The organism is Cohnella sp. LGH, from assembly GCF_017671885.1.
Lineage (GTDB): Bacteria > Bacillota > Bacilli > Paenibacillales > Paenibacillaceae > Cohnella > Cohnella phaseoli.
In genome coordinates this window covers 8,878,653-8,896,274 of record NZ_CP072117.1, presented here as the reverse complement: position 1 = coordinate 8,896,274, position 17,622 = coordinate 8,878,653, and the positions used below count along the sequence as shown (strand labels likewise).

General features: G+C 51.7%; 21 protein-coding genes and 1 tRNA gene. 16 read left to right on the top strand and 6 right to left on the bottom strand.

Translation table 11 applies throughout. The annotated features are described in order from the left end of the window. Positions 1-395: 395 nt before the first annotated feature. The 4 genes from J4772_RS36785 to J4772_RS36770 all read right to left on the bottom strand — a co-directional run bounded on the left by J4772_RS36785 (position 396) and on the right by J4772_RS36770 (position 3,932). Positions 396-1,034 (bottom strand): PepSY domain-containing protein, encoded by a 639-nt coding sequence (locus tag J4772_RS36785; protein WP_209073673.1) that lies wholly within the window; start codon positions 1,032-1,034, stop codon positions 396-398. 113 nt (positions 1,035-1,147) lie between these two features. Then, on the bottom strand, positions 1,148-1,783 hold the full coding sequence (locus J4772_RS36780; RefSeq protein WP_181917653.1) for a PepSY domain-containing protein: 636 nt from the start codon (positions 1,781-1,783) through the stop codon (positions 1,148-1,150). Positions 1,784-1,881: 98 nt separating this feature from the next. Continuing rightward, complete coding sequence (locus J4772_RS36775) at positions 1,882-3,237, bottom strand: sensor histidine kinase (protein ID WP_209073672.1); 1,356 nt, start codon at positions 3,235-3,237, stop codon at positions 1,882-1,884. Further along, complete coding sequence (locus J4772_RS36770) at positions 3,234-3,932, bottom strand: response regulator transcription factor (protein ID WP_209073671.1); 699 nt, start codon at positions 3,930-3,932, stop codon at positions 3,234-3,236. Before J4772_RS36770 ends, J4772_RS36775 begins: the two co-directional genes overlap by 4 nt. Before the next feature lie 189 nt (positions 3,933-4,121). Here J4772_RS36770 and rpmH point away from each other — a divergent pair, with 189 nt between their 5' ends. The 8 genes from rpmH to noc all read left to right on the top strand — a co-directional run bounded on the left by rpmH (position 4,122) and on the right by noc (position 11,575). After that, a complete protein-coding gene (gene rpmH, locus J4772_RS36765; RefSeq protein ID WP_116060976.1) occupies positions 4,122-4,256 on the top strand; it encodes a 50S ribosomal protein L34 in 135 nt (44 codons plus the stop codon). 61 nt (positions 4,257-4,317) lie between these two features. Continuing rightward, on the top strand, positions 4,318-4,740 hold the full coding sequence (rnpA, locus tag J4772_RS36760) for a ribonuclease P protein component (protein ID WP_209073670.1): 423 nt from the start codon (positions 4,318-4,320) through the stop codon (positions 4,738-4,740). Positions 4,741-4,893: 153 nt separating this feature from the next. Then, positions 4,894-5,724, top strand: a complete 831-nt coding sequence (locus tag J4772_RS36755) for a YidC/Oxa1 family membrane protein insertase (protein WP_247740958.1) — start codon at positions 4,894-4,896, stop codon at positions 5,722-5,724. Continuing rightward, the gene (gene jag / locus J4772_RS36750; protein WP_116060974.1) at positions 5,721-6,341 is read left to right on the top strand and encodes an RNA-binding cell elongation regulator Jag/EloR; all 621 of its coding nucleotides are present in this window, start codon (positions 5,721-5,723) and stop codon (positions 6,339-6,341) included. Before J4772_RS36755 ends, jag begins: the two co-directional genes overlap by 4 nt. 70 nt (positions 6,342-6,411) lie before the next feature. Continuing rightward, the gene (gene mnmE, locus J4772_RS36745) at positions 6,412-7,788 is read left to right on the top strand and encodes a tRNA uridine-5-carboxymethylaminomethyl(34) synthesis GTPase MnmE (protein ID WP_209073669.1); all 1,377 of its coding nucleotides are present in this window, start codon (positions 6,412-6,414) and stop codon (positions 7,786-7,788) included. Positions 7,789-7,821: 33 nt separating this feature from the next. Further along, positions 7,822-9,723 (top strand): tRNA uridine-5-carboxymethylaminomethyl(34) synthesis enzyme MnmG, encoded by a 1,902-nt coding sequence (mnmG, locus tag J4772_RS36740; RefSeq protein WP_209073668.1) that lies wholly within the window; start codon positions 7,822-7,824, stop codon positions 9,721-9,723. After that, positions 9,720-10,451, top strand: coding sequence for a 16S rRNA (guanine(527)-N(7))-methyltransferase RsmG (gene rsmG / locus J4772_RS36735; protein WP_116060971.1), 732 nt, complete (start codon positions 9,720-9,722; stop codon positions 10,449-10,451). Before mnmG ends, rsmG begins: the two co-directional genes overlap by 4 nt. A 308-nt stretch (positions 10,452-10,759) precedes the next feature. Continuing rightward, on the top strand, positions 10,760-11,575 hold the full coding sequence (gene noc / locus J4772_RS36730; RefSeq protein WP_209073667.1) for a nucleoid occlusion protein: 816 nt from the start codon (positions 10,760-10,762) through the stop codon (positions 11,573-11,575). A gap of 21 nt (positions 11,576-11,596) precedes the next feature. Here the strand turns inward: noc and J4772_RS36725 are convergent, their stop codons facing one another. Then, a complete protein-coding gene (locus J4772_RS36725) occupies positions 11,597-11,869 on the bottom strand; it encodes a hypothetical protein (protein ID WP_209073666.1) in 273 nt (90 codons plus the stop codon). Between the two features lie 58 nt (positions 11,870-11,927). Between J4772_RS36725 and J4772_RS36720 the strand changes: the two genes are divergently transcribed. The 4 genes from J4772_RS36720 (at position 11,928) to J4772_RS36705 (ending at position 15,324) form a co-directional block, all read left to right on the top strand. Beyond that, entirely contained in the window at positions 11,928-12,701 is a 774-nt protein-coding gene (locus J4772_RS36720) for a ParA family protein (RefSeq protein ID WP_116060968.1), read from the top strand. Further along, positions 12,682-13,533, top strand: coding sequence for a ParB/RepB/Spo0J family partition protein (locus tag J4772_RS36715; protein WP_116060967.1), 852 nt, complete (start codon positions 12,682-12,684; stop codon positions 13,531-13,533). The genes J4772_RS36720 and J4772_RS36715 overlap by 20 nt, the downstream gene beginning before the upstream one ends. A 95-nt stretch (positions 13,534-13,628) precedes the next feature. Beyond that, positions 13,629-14,804, top strand: coding sequence for an aminotransferase class V-fold PLP-dependent enzyme (locus J4772_RS36710; RefSeq protein WP_209073665.1), 1,176 nt, complete (start codon positions 13,629-13,631; stop codon positions 14,802-14,804). Between the two features lie 28 nt (positions 14,805-14,832). Beyond that, entirely contained in the window at positions 14,833-15,324 is a 492-nt protein-coding gene (locus J4772_RS36705; RefSeq protein WP_209073664.1) for a DUF4446 family protein, read from the top strand. Here J4772_RS36705 and yyaC read toward each other — a convergent pair. After that, entirely contained in the window at positions 15,299-15,919 is a 621-nt protein-coding gene (yyaC, locus tag J4772_RS36700; RefSeq protein ID WP_116060964.1) for a spore protease YyaC, read from the bottom strand. The genes J4772_RS36705 and yyaC overlap by 26 nt on opposite strands. Before the next feature lie 85 nt (positions 15,920-16,004). Here yyaC and J4772_RS36695 point away from each other — a divergent pair, with 85 nt between their 5' ends. From J4772_RS36695 to J4772_RS36680, 4 genes are all read left to right on the top strand, one after another. After that, entirely contained in the window at positions 16,005-16,250 is a 246-nt protein-coding gene (locus J4772_RS36695) for a putative Se/S carrier protein (protein WP_209073663.1), read from the top strand. A gap of 19 nt (positions 16,251-16,269) precedes the next feature. After that, on the top strand, positions 16,270-17,133 hold the full coding sequence (locus J4772_RS36690) for a mechanosensitive ion channel family protein (protein ID WP_209073662.1): 864 nt from the start codon (positions 16,270-16,272) through the stop codon (positions 17,131-17,133). Positions 17,134-17,188: 55 nt separating this feature from the next. Beyond that, positions 17,189-17,410, top strand: a complete 222-nt coding sequence (locus tag J4772_RS36685; RefSeq protein ID WP_116060961.1) for a DUF951 domain-containing protein — start codon at positions 17,189-17,191, stop codon at positions 17,408-17,410. A 73-nt stretch (positions 17,411-17,483) separates the two neighbouring features. Continuing rightward, positions 17,484-17,574 (top strand) — tRNA-Ser (locus J4772_RS36680). Positions 17,575-17,622 lie beyond the last annotated feature (48 nt).

The following is a 17,622-nucleotide window of genomic DNA, read 5'->3' as shown; positions in this document are numbered from 1 at the left end:
TATTAAGAGGGTTATCCACGAATGTGGGGAATTGTTCACAAAGTTATACACAGGGTGTTAGTAATTCGAGGATAAAAATTACGAATCCACGGGTAAAGACATGACTTATCATAGCAGACAAAGCCTCTAAATTCAACGAATTTCCCCCTGTTATCCACAATTTCAATAACTTGTGGATGAAAACTGTGCACAGCACAAGATATTGTTGATAAAATGTGATACGATCCGACAAGGATGTGTAAAGTTCGTTTTTTTTCTTCTGATTGTTCACATGTGAATAAGTTTTATGGGGAAAATCGAATATCCACAGCGAAAAAAGCCCTTGTACAGCAAAACGGCAAGCCTGTGGGCTTTATTCGTTTGCTATATAAGGGCTTGTGGAGGAAAATTTCTATTTAATCGTCGTAACGGTCGTCGTCATCAAAATCGTCGAAGCCGTCATCATCGTCATCATCGTAATCCACAGACAAAATTTTGCCGGTCTGGGCATGGACTTCGACTTCGGCTTCGCCGCGGCTCGTTTTCAGCTCGATTTCGTAATGAAGCACTCCGTCATCCTTATCCAGCTTCGAACGGACGACTGTACCGCCGACGCGGTCCGTCGCAATTCGGGAAGCTTGCTCGGCGCTAATCTTCGTTTTTACCGCGGAAGGGGCGGAAGTAGATGGAGATGGGGAGGGAGATGGAGCGGATGCGTTGCCGCCGGAGATTCGGCGATCGTCGTCCTCCTCGTCATCATCTCTTTCTATTTTTAACGTTTTGCCAGTGTATGCATCGATGTGGACATCGTATTCCCGCTGGTCCTTCAGAACGTCCACATCGTAATAAACGATTCCGCGCTCCTTTTCGAGCTCCGCGCGATAGGCTTGGCCGGCAGCTGCTTTCTCCGCCAATTCCTTCGCTTTATTCGCTCCGATTAATCCTTTGTCGCCACCACTTGCTGCATACCCTGTCGTTGCGGCGCCTGCGCCGATCGCGACCGCCGATAAAAGCGCGGCGGACAGCAGAAGGGTTCTTTTTTTGTTTTTCGTCATGATCTTTCTCCTCTCTGTGTTTGTCGAACACTTATAGAATAAATCCCGAAGATGAGAGGAGCAGGATAAGAACATTAGAAAACGATGAGAAAGAAATAAAGACGACATAGGAGCTACGAATCGTCGTTGCTTTCCTTGTCGTCTTCGTCGTCCCAAATCACCGACATGATCGCGCCGGATACGGCGTTCACCTGCACGTCGGCGTCCCGTCCGCCTTCAACCTCGACTTCGACGAGATAATAGGCGCTTCCCGCGACCTTTCCTTTAAGCTCGACGTCCTCGGCCGTTCCTCGTACATGCGCGGCGGCGATTTTTTTAGCCTTCGCCGCTCCGATAAATGAGGATGATTTATCGTCGTCAATGCCGGCAGAACCCGAAGGCGACGGAGAGACGGATGGTGAAGGAGAAGGAGATGGAGAGGCAGGCGGCTCGGGAGTCGGCGTTGGAGAGGGTTTATTGCCGCCCTCGGACGAACCTATTCTCTCCAGATATACGATTTCGCCGCTGCCGGCGTCGGCTTTGACTTGATATAGGCCTTGATCCGTTTCCAGCAGCATGACGTATTGATCTTCGGCTTTAACGAGATCTTTGATTTTACCGGGATATCGGGCCAGCACCGTTTCCTGCACAGCTTCGCGGGAGATCGTCTCAGCCTTCCCGTTCCATGGCTTCCAGACTGCGCCGGCGATAACGATTCCGGCGGCCAGAACGGAGACGCAGCTTACAAGCCGGAGTGTCCGTTTATTCATGATTAACGTCACCTCCTGATAGTTACTTCGAATCATACGATATGAAAATGAGAAATCGATGAGAGCGGAAGGAAGTACGCGGCCGGGAATGCGGTCGGCTATCGAGCGGAAGGGAGACCAATCGTCGCCGTTGTGCCCACGCCTTCCAGACTGTCCAGTTCAACATCGGCCCCGATCGCGTCGGCGATTTCCTTCGCCAGCGACAACCCCAGGCCAAAGCCCCCGGCTTGTCGGCTTCGCGCTTGATCGACGCGGTAGAACCGATCGAATACTTTCGGCAGGTCGTCCTTCGGGATGCCAATTCCGCGGTCGGCAATGCGGATCCATGCTGATGCGCCGCTTGAACCCACCGTTACGACAATCGGTTCCACGCTATACTTCCTGGCATTGTCGAGGAAGATGAAGAGAAGCTGCCGGAGCAAGCTTTTGTCGCATACAACGTGGGCGGGAGTCTCAGCCTCTACGTGGACATCGCGGCGATACGCCTTATGGAAAGCATCGGCCGCTTCCGTCGCCAGATTCTCAAGATTCAAAGCTTCCGGATTCCTATTCCAATGATTCCGGCTTCCGGCCAGCAGGAGCAGCTGTTCCGTCATTTCCCTCATGCGGATCGCTTCGGAATGGATGGCGTCGACGGACTCCGCGAACAAGTCGGGACGCTCCAAACCTTTGCGCTTCAATAGATTGGCATAGCTTTCGATGACGGTGAGCGGAGTTTTCAACTCGTGAGAAGCGTTGGAGGCGAATTGCTCCTGTTTTTCGAAGTTGCTCTCAAGCAGCTCGATCATTCGGTTAAACGTCCGTCCCATCTCGGCCAGCTCGTCTTTGGCGTCGACGTTAAGCTTCAACCGTTTGAATCGCCCGCTCTCGCGGATTTCCTTCATGGTACGGGTCATATTCACAACCGGCTGCGTGATCAAATTGCCGAGCAATCTTCCCGACACGACAACGGGGATGAGGGTAAGCGCAGTAACGACAATCAGCACGATTCGCAGTACGCTCATGTTGTCGGTTGTCTCGCGCAGGCTCCGCACAAGCTGGACGTTAACGACCGATCCGTCGTTCCAGATGACCGGCAGCGAGACCAGGGCGTACTTTTCTCCCGTGTATTCAATTGCCTGTTTGATTTTTACCGGACTATAGAAGACTTCTCGCTTGCTCAGCTCAGACTGGGTAGACGAGGTGACGGGAGGATAGCCTGCTGCGCCTGTTTGCGCGACGATTCTAAGCATGCCGTCGGCCGGTACATAGGCCCGCAGCAAATCGCGCACCGGGATTTTATCCGCATTTTGCCGAATGCCCTCGGCGATAGCCGCCGCTTCCGTCTCGGCTTTGCCGATTTCGCTATTCACCGACATTCGATCGAATAGAAAATAAATACCTACATTCGTAAGAATAAGGAGGACGGCGAACAGAAGGGAAGAATAGAGATGGATTTTGTTTTTCAGTTTCATGGCGTGTCCTTAAGCGAGTAGCCTACGCCTCGCACGGTGCGAATCAATTCCGGATCGCGTCCGTGATCGATTTTCTTCCGTACATAGCGGATATAGACGTCGACGACGTTCGTTTCCCCGTAATAATCAAAGCCCCATACCGCTTCCAGAATCTGTTCGCGGCTAAGCACTTGGCGTTTGTTTTTTAGCAGGAAAACAAGCAGATCGAATTCGCGCGGCGTCAGCTCGATCGGATCGTCCCCGCGAACAACTTCCCTCGTCTTTTCGTTGATCTTAAGATCGGATGCGGTCAGCCAGTCGCTATCGGCAGAATCTAAGTAGGCCTGGGAAGGGCGTTGTCTAAGCGAAGCGCGAATGCGGGCCAGAAGCTCCTCGATCTGAAACGGCTTGGTGATATAATCGTTCGCGCCGTAATCCAGTCCGGACACTTTGTCTTCGACCGAGCCCTTGGCGGTCAGGAGAATGACCGGAGTTTGCGCGTCATTCGCGCGGATTCGTCGAAGCAGCTCGATGCCGCTCATGCCTGGAAGCATAATGTCGAGCAGGATAAGATCCCACGTGCCTCCGCGATAAGCCTCCATCGCATCGATGCCGTTGCCGTATCTGGATACTCGGTAGCCTTCGATTTCGAGCTCGATTTCGAGCAGCCTCGATATTTTTTCCTCGTCTTCCACGACTAAGATTTTGGTTTCCATAAGGGGCCTCCTCAGGCCAAGCTTTTAATTATCATATCATGATCCGGGGCGGTTATACCGCATCTTGGCGAGGATGGTGTTTAACCTTAAAACAGAAGCCAATAGAAGGTAAATGGAGATTCGTTGACATTTTTGTCCCAACGTGGTTTAATAGACGGACGTGAGTTTTTATGTAAGGGGGTTTGATCCATGGGTCCTACATTTAAGCCAAATGTAAGCAAACGCAAAAAAGTGCACGGGTTCCGCAGCCGTATGAGCACCAAGAACGGCCGCAAGGTTCTGAAAGCTCGTCGCTTAAAAGGTCGCAAAGTATTGACGGCATAGTTAATGAAAGACCACTGCAGGTGGTCTTTTTTTCTACATGGCAGCAGATGGAGCGAATAATATGCATAGGAAGCTTCGGCTGCGAAAGAGGGAAGACTTCAATACGGTCTACCGGTACGGGAAATCGTTCGCCAATTCGCAGTTTGTGGTGTACTGGCGCAAGCGTGCCCCGAACGGAGCTTTTAGATTGGGCGTATCGGCAAGCAGCAAACTTGGCGGAGCGGTCGTCCGCAATCGGCTTAGAAGGATGATTAAGGAAATTGTTCGTCTGAACGCAGCCAAGCTTCAGGAGGATATCGACCTAGTCCTAATCGTAAGAAAGCCGGCTCTGTCGATGGCCTACAAGGAGATGGAGGGCAGCATTCTCCATGTCCTGCGGAAGGCCGGGCTGTTGAAGGGCTCCAAGCCGTTTAACGGCGGGGGCAAACCGCCGCAGTCTCAAGGAAGTCGCGGAAATAAAAGAAGCGAAAGATCAGGCAAATAAAAGCGGGGGAAGCGGACAAGCCTCAGCTTTTCTTTGCCTTCTTTAATATGGTATAGTGGAACTGAATAGTTTCGGCCAGGACTGGCTGCAATCGGATTCAGCAAGGTTGAACATTTTACGGCATGCCGGCGATGAAGAGGGGAGTTTTCAGTTTTGTTGCGAAATCGCAAATGGTGGATCGTTCTCGGCGCAATCGCGCTGATGACGTTGCTCGCGGGCTGCGCGCCTACGACTGCGGCAATAACTACGGGTCAGATGGCGGACAGCGGTTCGTGGTGGACAAGGAATGTCGTGTACTGGTTCTCGCTGATGCTCGACACGTTCGCGGATTGGTTCGGCGGGGAATACGGACTTTCGATTTTGTTGCTTACCATTATAGTAAGGACGATCATCCTTCCTTTAATGATCAAACAGTATAAGAATACGAAAGCCATGCAAGCCCTTCAGCCGGAGATGCAGAAGCTTCGCGAGAAGTACAAGGAAGACCCGCGCAAGCAGCAAGAAGAGATGATGAAGCTATACCAGACGCATCAGGTCAATCCGTTGGCGGGATGCTTGCCGCTGATCGTGCAGATGCCGATCTTTATCGCGCTTTACAACTCGATTTACCAGAACGTCGAGATTCGCGACCATTCGTTTATCGGCTTCCAGCTCGGAACGTCGCCTAGCCAGGGAGAATGGTATTACTACATTATTCCTACGATAGCTGCGATTACGACGTTGGTCCAATCGATGATGATGTCCAAGCAGCAGACGATGGCCGGACCGATGAAGGGGCTCATGTACATCTTCCCGGTTCTGATCTTCGTAATGGCGATCAACTTCCCGGTCGCATTGCCGCTGTACTGGATTTACAGCAACATCTACACGATCGTTCAGAACTATTTCATGTACGGCAAGCCTAAGAAGAATGAGCCAGCTCCCGAACCAGCACCAAAGAAAGGCAAAGGTAAAGGTAAAGGTAAGGAGGCGCGCGCAAAATGAAAAAGCTCCTGGCATCTGGGAAAACGATAGAAGATGCGGTTCGCAGCGGTCTGGCCCAGTTGGGCGTTACGGAAGACCGGGTGAATGTCAAAGTATTGGAACAGCCGAGCAAAGGATTGTTCGGACTAATTGGAGCCAAAGAGGCAAAGGTAGAGCTGGAATTGCTTCCGGACGGCGTGGAGGAGGCTATCGCCTTTCTTCGCGAAGTGTCGGCAGCGATGGATCTGACCGTTTCCGTTGAGCGGGTGGATGAGAATGATGCAGTACGGATTAACATTACGGGTTCGGACTTGGGCATTCTGATCGGTCGTCGTGGACAAACTTTGGATTCTCTTCAATACTTGACGAACATCGTGGCTAATCGCCACTCGGACCGTCATCTTCGTATCGTGCTCGATGCCGAGCAATTTCGCGAGCGTCGCCGCCAGACTCTGGAGGCACTGTCCGAACGAATGGCGATGAAGGTCGTTCGAACGCGCAAGGAGGTCGTGCTTGAACCGATGACCTCCCAAGAGCGTAAAATTATTCATGCACGATTGCAGTCGAATCCGAACGTCAAGACTTATAGTCAGGGAGACGAGCCGAATCGTAGAATCGTGATTGCCTTAAAGCAATAGTTAGCGTCCGCGCAATGGCTTCCGCATCGTTGGGGGGTCATTGCGTTTTTTAACGGAAAGAGGGATTCTCATGAACGAGGATACAATCGCCGCGATTGCGACGGCGCTCGGCGAAGGCAGTATCGCTGTCGTTAGAGTAAGCGGGCCGGAAGCGATCAACTCGGTGGCCAAGTTATTCCGGTCCAAGCATGATTTGCGCGAGGCGGCTTCGCACACCGTTCAATACGGCTGGATCATAGATCCGCAATCGGATCGTCGCATCGATGAAGTGCTGGTGACGGTCATGAAAGGACCGCGGTCGTTCACGGCCGAGGATGTCGTGGAAATCAGTACGCATGGCGGCATCGTTGCGGTGAAGTCGGTGCTGGAGCTTGTGCTGCGGCACGGGATCAGGTTGGCGGAGCCGGGCGAGTTCACAAAACGGGCGTTTTTAAATGGGAGAATTGATCTGGCACAAGCCGAAGCGGTCATCGATCTGATTCGGTCGAAGTCGGATCGCGCTTTCCAAGTGGCGAGAAGACAGGCGGAAGGCGCAGTATCGAAAAAAATCTTTCCGCTGCGACAACAGCTGATCGAATTGATCGCTCATGTCGAAGTGAACATCGATTACCCCGAACACGATGTAGAGGATGTCACGGCTGAACTGATTCGTTCGAATTGCCGTCAGGTGCGAGAAGAAGTGAACGAGCTGCTGCAGCGATCGAATGAAGGAAAGATTTTGCGAGAGGGCATCGTGACAGCGATCGTTGGGCGACCGAATGCCGGCAAATCTTCTCTGTTGAACGCTTTGGCACGCGAGAATAAAGCGATCGTGACGGACATTCCCGGAACGACTCGGGATATCGTGGAAGAATCGGTATCGCTATCCGGGATACCGCTTAGACTGTTAGATACGGCGGGCATTCGAGAAACGGAAGATGTCGTCGAGCAGATCGGAGTGGAGAGATCGCACGGCGCCTTAAACGATGCCGATATGATCTTGCTGGTGCTGAATCGGCACGAGGAACTGCACGAAGATGAACGGAAGCTGCTGCAGCAGCTTAAGGATCGCTCGACGATTATCGTCGTCAACAAGATCGATCTTCCGGAGAAGCTCGATACGGCCGAGATCGAGCGCGACTATCCGTCGGAGCGTATTGTCTACCTGTCGGCAAAGGAAGGCCAAGGCATCGAACAACTGGAGCGGGCGGTAACGGGCATGTTTTTCAGCGGGGCCGTCGAATCGGGGGATATTACGTATGTCAGTAACACTCGGCATATTACGCTGCTTCATCAAACCCGGCAATCGCTGGAGGATGCCATACAAGCGACGTTCGAAGGCGTTCCGATCGATCTGATTCAGATCGACATAACCGCATCTTGGGAATCGCTAGGTCAAATCCTTGGGGATGCGGCAGGGGATTCGTTGCTGGATCAAATTTTTTCACAATTTTGTTTAGGAAAATAACATAAGCTAAGGAAAGCGAAAAGGGGTGGATATATGACTTATTCTGCGGGAGAATATGACGTAATCGTCATTGGAGCGGGACACGCGGGCAGCGAGGCTGCACTGGCCGCCGCCCGAATGGGTTGCGAGACGCTGCTGTTGACCATCAATTTGGACATGATTGCTTTTATGCCATGTAATCCTTCCATCGGCGGGCCGGCGAAAGGCCATGTCGTACGCGAAATCGACGCGTTGGGCGGAGAGATGGGACGCAACATCGATAAAACGTTTATTCAGATGAGAATGCTCAATACCGGTAAGGGACCGGCGGTTCATGCGCTCAGAGCGCAAGCCGACAAGTTCCTGTACCAGCATACGATGAAGGAGACGATCGAGAAGCAGCCGAATTTGACCTTGCGTCAAGGATTGGCCGAAGATTTGGTCGTCGAGGATGGAGTGTGCAAAGGCGTCATTACGAAGACGGGAGCCCATTACAGAGCGAAAGCCGTTGTCTTGACGACCGGAACGTACTTGCGCGGCAAAGTTATCCTTGGAGAGCTGATGTACGAGAGCGGGCCGAACAATCAACAGCCTGCAGTAAAGCTGTCGGAATCGCTGAAAAACCTTGGACTTCAACTGGTTCGACTCAAGACGGGCACGCCTCCTAGGGTGCACAAGGATTCGATCGACTTCGACAAAACGGAAATTCAACCGGGCGACAGCAAGCCGAAGTACTTTTCCCATGAAACGGAGTATATGGCTCATGCCGATCAGCAGCTACCCTGCTGGCTGACCTACACGTCGGAAGAGACGCATCAAATCATCAACGACAATCTGCATCGGGCGCCGATGTTTTCCGGATTGATTGAAGGTACGGGGCCGCGCTATTGTCCGTCTATCGAAGATAAAATCGTACGCTTCGCCGATAAGCCCAAACATCAGATTTTCCTTGAGCCGGAAGGACGGAACACGAAGGAGTACTATGTTCAAGGATTGTCGACGAGCATGCCCGAGGACGTTCAATTGCGGATTCTTCGTTCGGTTCCCGGATTGGAGAAGGCCGAGATGATGCGGAGCGGATATGCGATTGAGTACGACGCCGTCGTTCCTACGCAGCTGTGGCCGTCGCTCGAAACGAAACTCGTAAAGGGCCTGTTTACCGCCGGCCAGATTAACGGCACTTCTGGATACGAGGAAGCGGCGGGACAAGGGATAATGGCCGGCATCAATGCCGCTCGTTCGGTTCAAGGCGCCGAACCGGTGATCATTGATCGTTCCAAGGGCTATATCGGCGTTATGATCGATGATCTCGTGACGAAGGGAACGAACGAGCCTTATCGCTTGCTGACTTCACGCGCGGAATATCGTCTGCTGCTTCGCAACGATAATGCCGATCAGAGATTGACTCCGCTTGGTCATGAAATCGGATTGATCTCCGACGAGCGCTATGCGAGGTTTACCGAGAAGCAAGCGCAAATTGATGCGGAAATCGTTCGGTTGAAGGAGACGAAATTCCGTCCAGACGAAGCGGTACAGGCCATGTTGGCCGAAGTCGGCTCCGCGCCGATAAACAATTCGGTCGACGGGTTGACGCTGCTGCGACGCCCGGAAGTGACTTATGCGCATTTGGAGAAGCTTGCTCCGGCAGAGGGCGATTTGCCTGAAGACGTTAAAGAGCAAGTGGAGATTCAAATCAAGTATGCCGGCTATATCGAAAAACAGCTGCAGCAGGTTGAACGAATGGAGAAGATGGAGAAGAAGCGGATTCCGGAAAACATCGATTACGATGCGATTCACGGACTGGCCACCGAGGCGAAGCAAAAGCTGGGCAAGGTTCGACCGTTGTCGCTTGGGCAAGCCTCGCGAATTTCGGGCGTTACTCCTGCCGATCTGTCGATTCTGCTCGTTCATCTTGAACATTATAATCGCGTTACGGCGGCTGCACACAATTCATGAGAGACGCCACACAGAAGTTGTTAGCCGATCGGCTCCACCCGCTAGGCATCGAATTGACGGACCGGCAGCTGGACCAATTCGAGATTTACTACCGTTTACTCGTGGAATGGAACGAGAAAATGAATTTAACAGGCATTACTGAGCGGGAAGCGGTATACGAAAAACATTTTTACGATTCGTTAACTCTGGCCGAGGCTGTGTCGTTTTCTAAATCGCAATCCTTGGCGGACATCGGCTCGGGCGCCGGATTCCCCTCAATACCGCTGGCTATTGCGTTTCCTCATTTGCGAGTGACGATAATTGACTCACTGGCCAAACGAATCAAGTTTTTGGAAACGGTAGTCGACGAGCTTCAGTTAGCGCAAGTTTCTTGCCTGCATGCGAGAGCGGAAGATGCAGCCAGACAGAAAGAACATCGCGACAGCTACGATATCGTAACAGCACGTGCAGTTGCCCGTCTTGCGGTATTAAACGAATTTTGTTTGCCGTTCGTTCGTCCCGGGGGACTTTACGTAGCTATGAAGGGGACGGACATATCGGTAGAATTGGATGAAGCAAGATACAGCTTAACCAAACTTGGAGGACGACTGGTTGACGTCAAACGTCTAACTCTTCCTACAGAGGGGGCGGATCGGCATCTGATCGTATGCGAGAAGAAGGGATCCACGCCGCCTGCTTATCCGAGAAAAGCCGGCACTCCGCTCAAAACGCCGTTGCTCAAATCTTAAAATTCACAAGAAATGTTCCACGTGAAACAATCAGCCTATGCAGATGCATCGGCAAAAATGTTTCACGTGGAACATTTTTACGTTTACTCGGGGATAGATTACGTGATATTCTTATAGTGTTTGCTATGCAACGGCGTCGTGAAAGTTTTTTCACAGGCAGGAAAATGGGGCGGGAATAGCGAATAAAAGAAGGTAACAGATCTATGTGCCGCAGATGTGCCGTCAGGCGTGAATTGGCGGCGCTTTTTCGTCGCTGTGGACACGTGACATATCCGTCCTATCATACTTAATGTGGTGATCCGAGAGAAATGAAAGAGCAATTTTCACGATTGCTGGGTCTGACAGACCGCGGCTCTCAAGAAGAAGTGAAGAATATATCCGTTCACGACATCGTTCCAAGTCCTTATCAGCCGCGTACGGTGTTTGACGATGAACGGATCGACGAGTTGTGTCAAACGATTAAAACTCATGGCGTCATTCAACCTATCGTCGTTCGAGTGCGCGATGGGAAGCATGAGATTATTGCCGGTGAGCGCCGTTGGCGTGCGGTAACGAAACTGGGAATGGACACGATCCCGGCCATTATTCGCGAAATCAACGATTCTCAGGCTGCTTCGGTTGCTTTAATTGAGAATTTGCAACGCGAAGGTCTGACGGCTTTGGAAGAGGCGATCGCTTATCAGAAGTTGATTGATCTTCATAGTCTGACGCAGGAAAGCTTGGCTCAGCGATTAGGCAAGAGCCAGTCGACGATTGCCAACAAGATCCGGCTGCTGCAGCTAGGAGAGACAGTGCGTCAGGCGCTGCTCGAGCGGAAAATTACCGAACGTCACGGCAGGGCGCTGCTGTCCTTGCCGGATGAAGAAATGCAGAACAAGCTGTTGAAAGAAATTATCGATAAAGAATTGAATGTTAAACAGACCGAAACCCGCATTGCATTTCTGTTAGAGGCTTCGAAATCGAAGCGTTCTAAGCGGTTCTCGTTCTCTAAAGACGTTCGGCTCGCTGTGAATACGATCCGTCAATCGGTGGATATGGTTACCGGATCAGGCATTCCGATTAATGCCGAAGAGAAGGATTGCGAGGATCACTACGAAATAACCATTAGAATTCCTAAACGTTAGTAAGAAGCGGATGCCCATGCTTCAGATTCGGCGAGTACGGCAGTAGGCCGCCGCGGTCGGATCGGAATGGCGGAATGCTCGCGCTTGAACGAATTGGCAGCGAGCGTCCCAAGGGCATCCGTCTTTTTGATGATTCAGAATGTACAAGATGCGTTTCAGTCCATCTGCTGCTCGACAGAAGGCAAATTCCCGTCCATTGACGGTAATGCCGGCGTTGTTGCGTGTGCGATTCGGAGAGGCGACAATCGAGACAATCAGGATCCGAATCGTCTGCAGCTTATCTAATGCCGTCATTCTTGTAACGGCTTTGCCGTTAACGCATGGACGGTTATGAATATCGAGGTGAAAGAGGTTGTCAAAAATAATTGCGATTGCCAATCAGAAGGGCGGGGTTGGCAAAACGACGACATCGGTGAATCTGGGCGCCTGCCTGGCTTCTCTCGGCAAAAAAGTGTTGATCGTGGATATCGATCCGCAGGGCAATACGACTAGCGGGATTGGAATCAATAAAGCCGACGTGAGCTATTGTATATATGATGTGCTTATTAATGAGGTGCATCCCAAACAGGCGATCGCGGATACGGACATTCCCGATCTGAAGATTATCCCGGCCACGATTCAATTGGCCGGCGCCGAAATCGAGCTCGTGCCGACGATGTCGCGGGAAATTCGCCTTAAGAAAGCGCTGGGATTGGTGCGCAGCGAGTTTGATTACGTTCTGATCGATTGTCCGCCTTCATTGGGAATTCTCACGATTAACTCCCTAACAGCGGCTGATTCCGTATTGATCCCGATTCAGTGCGAATATTACGCATTGGAAGGGTTGAGCCAGTTGCTTAACTCGATCCGGCTCGTACAGAAGCACCTGAATACGTCGCTGCAAATCGAGGGCGTCCTGTTGACGATGTTTGACGCTCGTACGAACCTGGGTATCCAGGTTATCGAAGAGGTCAAAAAGTATTTTCAACAGAAGGTTTATCAAACGGTTATCCCTCGGAATGTCAGACTGAGCGAAGCGCCATCTCACGGACAATCGATCATAACGTATGATCCAAAATCCAAGGGCGCGGAAGTGTATCTCGAGTTGGCGAAGGAAGTGATCTCCTATGAGCAAGCGGCTAGGTAAGGGACTAGATGCGTTAATTACCTCTCTGTCGATTAAGGAAGACGATAAAATCGTTGAAATTCCGTTAACTCAGCTTAGAGCCAATCCGTATCAGCCTCGTAAGACGTTCGACGAGGAAGCAATTAAGGATTTGGCCGAGTCGATTCGCGAGCATGGCGTCATCCAACCGATTGTTGTCCGCCAGGCATTGAAGGGCTACGAAATTATCGCGGGCGAGAGAAGATTCAGAGCTTCCCAGCTTCTCGGTAATGCGACGATCCCGGCAGTTGTTCGCACTTACAACGATCAACAGGTTATGGAAATTGCGCTGATCGAGAACGTTCAGCGGGAGGATCTTAATTCCATAGAGGTTGCTGTTGCCTATCAAGCGATTATGAATCAATTTAAGTTAACGCAAGAGGAGCTTTCTCTGAAGGTAGGGAAGTCTCGATCTCATATCGCAAACTTCTTGCGGCTGTTGTCGCTTCCGGAAGAAATCAAGGAATATGTTTCACGTGGAACATTGTCCATGGGTCATGCCAGAGCGCTGGCAGGCATTAAAGACGACAATTTGAGGCGTCAATTGGCCAAGCAGACGGTCACTGCGGAATGGAGCGTGCGCGAGCTGGAAGAGGCGGTTCAAAACGCCGATTCCAAGAAAGCGAACGTGAAACCGAAAGCAAAGGTCAAAAAACGCGATCCTTATATAGAAGAGATTGAAGAGACGCTGCGAGAGAAGTTTCAAACGACCGTTCGAATCAAACCGAATAAAGACAACGGACGAATCGAACTCTCGTATTTCGGCAAAACTGATTTGGAGCGTCTGCTGGAGTTGCTGAAGGCAATGGCCTAATAGAGATAGATAAGAGTAGCATACCCAAGTTGTAATCTTCCAACGGAAGGATTAAACTAAGGTGTGCTATTGTTGTGTAAGGGACGGTGACTGCGATGAACGAGCAAAAAACGTTGATCTATATGGATAATGCGGCGACTAGCTGGCCTAAGCCTCCGGGAGTCGTCGAAGCGATCGAACGGAACGTGAGGGAAAATGCGGCGAACCCGGGTAGAGGAAGCCATGAAATGGCCGTTAAAGCAAGCAGGGTGCTATTCGATGCACGCAAGCGGCTGGCCCGACTGTTCGCAATCGGCAATCCGAACGATATTGCCTTTGCGCTCAATACGACTCATGCGCTGAATCTGGCGATTCAAGGCTATCTTAAACCGGGCGATCATGTTATCGCCACGTCCCTTGAGCATAACTCGGTCAGACGGCCTATTGAGGCCATGAAGCGGCGATTTGGCATTCATGCCACTTTCATCGCCGCGGACGAATGGGGACGTCTGAACGTCAAGGATGTAGAAGATGCCATCACGCCGTCAACCAAGTTGATTGCCGCATCGCACAGCTCGAATCTCCTTGGCTCAATTGCTCCGATTGCGGAACTGGGGGAGTTGGCAAAGAGGCGAGGGGTGAAGCTTCTTGTAGATGCCGCTCAGAGCGCCGGAGTGCTGCCTATAGACGTTGAAACGATGGGGATCGATCTTCTGGCCTTTCCCGGACATAAGGGGCTTCTCGGCCCGCAAGGGACCGGAGGCTTGTACATTCATCCGGAGCTAGATCTTGAGCCTCTGATGCATGGAGGGACAGGCAGTAAGTCGGAAGCGCCGGAGCAACCGATGATCCGTCCCGACCGCTATGAGGCGGGAACGCAAAACACGCCCGGTATTGCCGGGCTTTCCGAAGGCGTTCAGTTTGTGCTGCGAGAGACGACGAAAGCCATTCACGACAAGGAACGCGATTTGACTTTTCAACTGATGGAGGGACTGCTGGCGATTGAGGGAGTTCGTATTCTAGGGCCGGAAGTCGGAGTTGAGAGAACGGCGATCGTCTCCTTTGTCGCAGAAGGGATGGATCCGTCCGAAATGGCGTTCCTGCTTGATCGGCAATTCGGGATCGCGGTAAGGGCAGGTTTCCACTGTACGCCGCTCGGTCACGAGACCGCCGGAACCTACGAGACGGGCGCCGTGCGCGCAAGTCCCGGATATTTTACGGAGAAATCGGATATCGTATCTCTGGTAGATGCCGTTAAGGAAATTACCAATACGATGCGTAAAAGAAATTGAGATATAAACGTTGGGGGAATCAGCAAGAATGGAAGGCTGGAACGATCAATTAACCGTTATTGTTGCGGGTGTCTTAGGCGTACTACTGGTCGTCTCGTTCATCTGGCTTGGCGTATTGTCGAGCAAGTTGAGCAAACTTAAGAAAGCGCACGGTCTCTTGATGGGGGATACGGGCGTAACGAATATGGAGGACGTCATGCGCGTCATTCATGAACGGATGTCTGAGCTTAGCGGCAAACAAGCCGAACAAGCCCGGACGATGGAACAGCACGAAGGACGCCTCTCGTCTTTGAAGGGGCGAGTCGGCGTCCATCGGTTTAACGCGTTTTCGGATTCGGGAAGCGATCTGAGTTTCTCCGTCGCATTCATTAATGAAGCGCAGGACGGTGTCATCATTACCGGAATTCATGGTCGCGAGCAAACTTTCCTTTACGCTAAACCGATCGATAAAGGGCAATCCGCCTACATGCTGTCCCCGGAAGAAAAGACGGCAATCAGTCTGGCCATGCAGAAGGGATAACCGGTTTGCTGCGGGTGCTATGTACGGCGTTTAACAAGCTTTGCGCAATAATTTCCGACATCTTGACGACCAGATTCAGACGAGTGTTCTGCAGCACGAAATATTCCATGAAGCCGCCGACATTCACAATTCCCGTCATATGAATGTCTCCGACGGGAGGCAGCTCCTTGTTCACCCCGGCTCCGGGTCTGACCGGTCCTGAGCCGATCTGGATACAGCCGACGCTGGCAACTTGTCCGAGGCAAGCGTCAACGGCGATGACGAACGGCTGTCGCGAGATTCTCATAATTTTGAGCAATGTCTCGCTGAGGTTCATCGCATGTACCGGTTCGTCGAGAGTTCCGTACAGATCGAATAATGGACTGTATTCGCGAGCGAGAGCGGTGCCGACGAGAGGCCCTAACGAGTCGCCCGTAGAGCGGTCGGTTCCGACGCAGACGATGACGATCCGGCGATCGGGAGACAGGCCTTCCAAGTAATACTCGAGCTGCTGGGACAATCTTTGCAATACGGATGGATCGTTAAAAGGAATCTTTAAAGAGAGCGCCGCCGATTCCGGTGCGGGACTCGAGTGTTTCTCCCAAGCGCCGTTCATTCGTCCGATTCGCCTCCTACCCTAGTATGCTACTAGTATATGGACGAACTCGCGCATTTATACTTGGACGCAGGAGGTTTGTACGATGGACTTTTTCTTGCTGGCATTCGATTCCACGCAGCAAGCGCTGCGGGCCGAGATGCTGCTTGAATACGCGGATATCGAGATCGATCTTTGTCCCACGCCCAAGGAGATTACGGCTGGCTGCGCATTATCTATCGAATTCCCCGCCGCCGACCTGGAGACGGTCCGACGAATCATCGAATCGGAGAAGGTCGAAATAAGAGGTTTATTCGAGAGAACGCAGGTCGGATACGAACAGATTCAATGAGAGAGGGAGAGATAGAGCTATGAAACCTTTCTTCGCATCGGGGCAGACAGAGTCCGCAGAGAATCTGTGGGAGCAGTTTGTCAGAGAGATGAGCGAATTTCTGCAGGACACGGAAATGTGGAAGGACGTATCCTTCCTGGTCTTGCGAATTGTACTGATCTGCGTCATCAGCCGTCTCGCGTTGGCCGTTCTTAATCGGATAATCGACCATGCGACGAACGAGAAGAAATCCAGAAGGCTGAAGCTTCGAACAAGGCGCGTTCAAACGCTAGGCCGTCTGTTGAAAAACACAGCCTCTTATCTTATTAATTTCATTACGATTTTGCTTGTATTGGGAGAGTTCAATATTCAGATCGCTCCGCTTCTGGCCGGCGCGGGGGTGATCGGATTGGCGATCGGCTTCGGCGCGCAAAGTCTGGTCAAAGATGTCATCACCGGGTTCTTCATCATTTTTGAGGATCAGTTTGCGGTAGGCGATGAGATTCAGACCGGCTCGTTCAAAGGAAGCGTCGAATTGATCGGGTTACGCTCGACTCGCATCCGCAGCTGGACGGGAGAGGTTCACATCATTCCGAACGGCTCGATTAACCAGGTGACGAACTTTTCCGTAAATCCGCAGCTTGCCGTCGTCGATATTACCGTTTCCTCCGATTATACGATTGAGGAAATGATGTCGTTGATGCGTCAGGTTCTGCTCCAGATCAACGATCTGAATTTGACGGCAGCGCCCGAGGTGCTGGGAGTGCAGACGCTTGCTCCGAGTCAGATGACGATTCGAATTACCGCCAAGTGCAGGCCGAATACCGTCGGCGAGGTTACGCGTCTGGTCAATACGGAAGTGAAGAAGGCACTGGAGGCCAAGCAGGCGTCGGTCATCGATTAATCGCGCAGTGTAGTCGCAACAAGCTGCAGGCAGGAAAATCGGGGAGGGTATCGAAATGGAGAAAAAAAACTTCGAGCTTGGCGACGTCGTGATGATGAAGAAGCCGCACCCATGCGGAGCCAACGAGATGGAGATCATTCGGATGGGCATGGATATTCGCATCAAATGCGTCAAGTGCAAGCATAGCATTCTGCTCCCTCGCGCGAAGTTCGAGAAGAGCCTGAAGAAGGTTCTGAGACCTGCTGGAGGAGCCGAAATAGGGGAGACAGAGGGATAGGCTGCGGCCCCTAAAATGGATACACAATCCAGTTGCAAGCTCAATTAAAATATGATATGATTTTCCTTGCTGCGGAGAGGTACCCAAGTGGTCCAAGGGGGTTGACTCGAAATCATCTAGGCGTCGCAAGGCGTGCGTGGGTTCGAATCCCACCCTCTCCGCCATAAACAAAAAATGAGTCGATCCCTGAGAAGGGATCGTTTTTTGTTTGT

Excerpts from the sequence above, each read along its gene's own strand:
- J4772_RS36785 (WP_209073673.1), bottom strand. The coding sequence starts at position 1,034 with ATGACGAAAAACAAAAAAAGAACCCTTCTGCTGTCCGCCGCGCTTTTA.
- J4772_RS36780 (WP_181917653.1), bottom strand. The coding sequence starts at position 1,783 with ATGAATAAACGGACACTCCGGCTTGTAAGCTGCGTCTCCGTTCTGGCC.
- J4772_RS36775 (WP_209073672.1), bottom strand. The coding sequence starts at position 3,237 with ATGAAACTGAAAAACAAAATCCATCTCTATTCTTCCCTTCTGTTCGCC.
- J4772_RS36770 (WP_209073671.1), bottom strand. The coding sequence starts at position 3,932 with ATGGAAACCAAAATCTTAGTCGTGGAAGACGAGGAAAAAATATCGAGG.
- rpmH (WP_116060976.1), top strand. The coding sequence starts at position 4,122 with ATGGGTCCTACATTTAAGCCAAATGTAAGCAAACGCAAAAAAGTGCAC.
- rnpA (WP_209073670.1), top strand. The coding sequence starts at position 4,318 with ATGCATAGGAAGCTTCGGCTGCGAAAGAGGGAAGACTTCAATACGGTC.
- jag (WP_116060974.1), top strand. The coding sequence starts at position 5,721 with ATGAAAAAGCTCCTGGCATCTGGGAAAACGATAGAAGATGCGGTTCGC.
- mnmE (WP_209073669.1), top strand. The coding sequence starts at position 6,412 with ATGAACGAGGATACAATCGCCGCGATTGCGACGGCGCTCGGCGAAGGC.
- mnmG (WP_209073668.1), top strand. The coding sequence starts at position 7,822 with ATGACTTATTCTGCGGGAGAATATGACGTAATCGTCATTGGAGCGGGA.
- rsmG (WP_116060971.1), top strand. The coding sequence starts at position 9,720 with ATGAGAGACGCCACACAGAAGTTGTTAGCCGATCGGCTCCACCCGCTA.
- noc (WP_209073667.1), top strand. The coding sequence starts at position 10,760 with ATGAAAGAGCAATTTTCACGATTGCTGGGTCTGACAGACCGCGGCTCT.
- J4772_RS36725 (WP_209073666.1), bottom strand. The coding sequence starts at position 11,869 with ATGACGGCATTAGATAAGCTGCAGACGATTCGGATCCTGATTGTCTCG.
- J4772_RS36715 (WP_116060967.1), top strand. The coding sequence starts at position 12,682 with ATGAGCAAGCGGCTAGGTAAGGGACTAGATGCGTTAATTACCTCTCTG.
- J4772_RS36710 (WP_209073665.1), top strand. The coding sequence starts at position 13,629 with ATGAACGAGCAAAAAACGTTGATCTATATGGATAATGCGGCGACTAGC.
- J4772_RS36705 (WP_209073664.1), top strand. The coding sequence starts at position 14,833 with ATGGAAGGCTGGAACGATCAATTAACCGTTATTGTTGCGGGTGTCTTA.
- yyaC (WP_116060964.1), bottom strand. The coding sequence starts at position 15,919 with ATGAACGGCGCTTGGGAGAAACACTCGAGTCCCGCACCGGAATCGGCG.
- J4772_RS36695 (WP_209073663.1), top strand. The coding sequence starts at position 16,005 with ATGGACTTTTTCTTGCTGGCATTCGATTCCACGCAGCAAGCGCTGCGG.
- J4772_RS36690 (WP_209073662.1), top strand. The coding sequence starts at position 16,270 with ATGAAACCTTTCTTCGCATCGGGGCAGACAGAGTCCGCAGAGAATCTG.
- J4772_RS36685 (WP_116060961.1), top strand. The coding sequence starts at position 17,189 with ATGGAGAAAAAAAACTTCGAGCTTGGCGACGTCGTGATGATGAAGAAG.